The organism is Haloarcula argentinensis DSM 12282 (genome assembly GCA_000336895.1).
GTDB classification, from domain to species: Archaea; Halobacteriota; Halobacteria; order Halobacteriales; family Haloarculaceae; genus Haloarcula; species Haloarcula argentinensis.
In genome coordinates, this window is record AOLX01000028.1 from 1 (window position 1) to 1,532 (window position 1,532).

1 rRNA gene is annotated in these 1,532 nt (G+C 58.2%); it reads left to right on the forward strand.

Annotated features, from left to right (window positions below):
• A 16S ribosomal RNA gene (locus C443_RS19490) occupies positions 1 to 1,399 on the forward strand; the annotation flags it as partial.
• Between the last annotated feature and the right edge of the window lie 133 nt (positions 1,400 to 1,532).

The following is a 1,532-nucleotide window of genomic DNA, read 5'->3' on the forward strand; positions in this document are numbered from 1 at the left end:
AAGGACTGGGCAAGACCGGTGCCAGCCGCCGCGGTAATACCGGCAGTCCAAGTGATGGCCGATATTATTGGGCCTAAAGCGTCCGTAGCTTGCTGTGTAAGTCCATTGGGAAATCGACCAGCTCAACTGGTCGGCGTCCGGTGGAAACTACACAGCTTGGGGCCGAGAGACTCAACGGGTACGTCCGGGGTAGGAGTGAAATCCTGTAATCCTGGACGGACCACCAATGGGGAAACCACGTTGAGAGACCGGACCCGACAGTGAGGGACGAAAGCCAGGGTCTCGAACCGGATTAGATACCCGGGTAGTCCTGGCTGTAAACAATGCTCGCTAGGTATGTCACGCGCCATGAGCACGTGATGTGCCGTAGTGAAGACGATAAGCGAGCCGCCTGGGAAGTACGTCCGCAAGGATGAAACTTAAAGGAATTGGCGGGGGAGCACCACAACCGGAGGAGCCTGCGGTTTAATTGGACTCAACGCCGGACATCTCACCNGCAAGGATGAAACTTAAAGGAATTGGCGGGGGAGCACCACAACCGGAGGAGCCTGCGGTTTAATTGGACTCAACGCCGGACATCTCACCGGTCCCGACAGTAGTAATGACAGTCAGGTTGACGACTTTACTCGACGCTACTGAGAGGAGGTGCATGGCCGCCGTCAGCTCGTACCGTGAGGCGTCCTGTTAAGTCAGGCAACGAGCGAGACCCNCTTTACTCGACGCTACTGAGAGGAGGTGCATGGCCGCCGTCAGCTCGTACCGTGAGGCGTCCTGTTAAGTCAGGCAACGAGCGAGACCCACACTTCTAGTTGCCAGCAACACCCCTGCGGTGGTTGGGTACACTAGGAGGACTGCCATTGCTAAAATGGAGGAAGGAATGGGCAACGGTAGGTCAGTATGCCCCGAATGGACCGGGCAACACGCGGGCTACAATGGCTATGACAGTGGGACGCAACGCCGAGAGGCGAAGCTAATCTCCAAACGTAGTCGTAGTTCGGATTGCGGGCTGAAACCCGCCCGCATGAAGCTGGATTCGGTAGTAATCGCGTGTCAGAAGCGCGCGGTGAATACGTCCNAGTCGTAGTTCGGATTGCGGGCTGAAACCCGCCCGCATGAAGCTGGATTCGGTAGTAATCGCGTGTCAGAAGCGCGCGGTGAATACGTCCCTGCTCCTTGCACACACCGCCCGTCAAAGCACCCGAGTGGGGTCCGGATGAGGCCGTCATGCGACGGTCGAATCTGGGCTCCGCAAGGGGGCTTAAGTCGTAACAAGGTAGCCGTAGAGGAATCTGNTGGGGTCCGGATGAGGCCGTCATGCGACGGTCGAATCTGGGCTCCGCAAGGGGGCTTAAGTCGTAACAAGGTAGCCGTAGAGGAATCTGCGGCTGGATCACCTCCTACTGACCGGGATTGGGGCTCTGCCCCAACCCACCTACACTGACTGGTGACCACAAGTCACCGCGAGTCGGCAAGCGCCGACTACTGCATGGGCCCGCTGGGCTCACAAGACCTATCCGAGGCGGATATCCCCT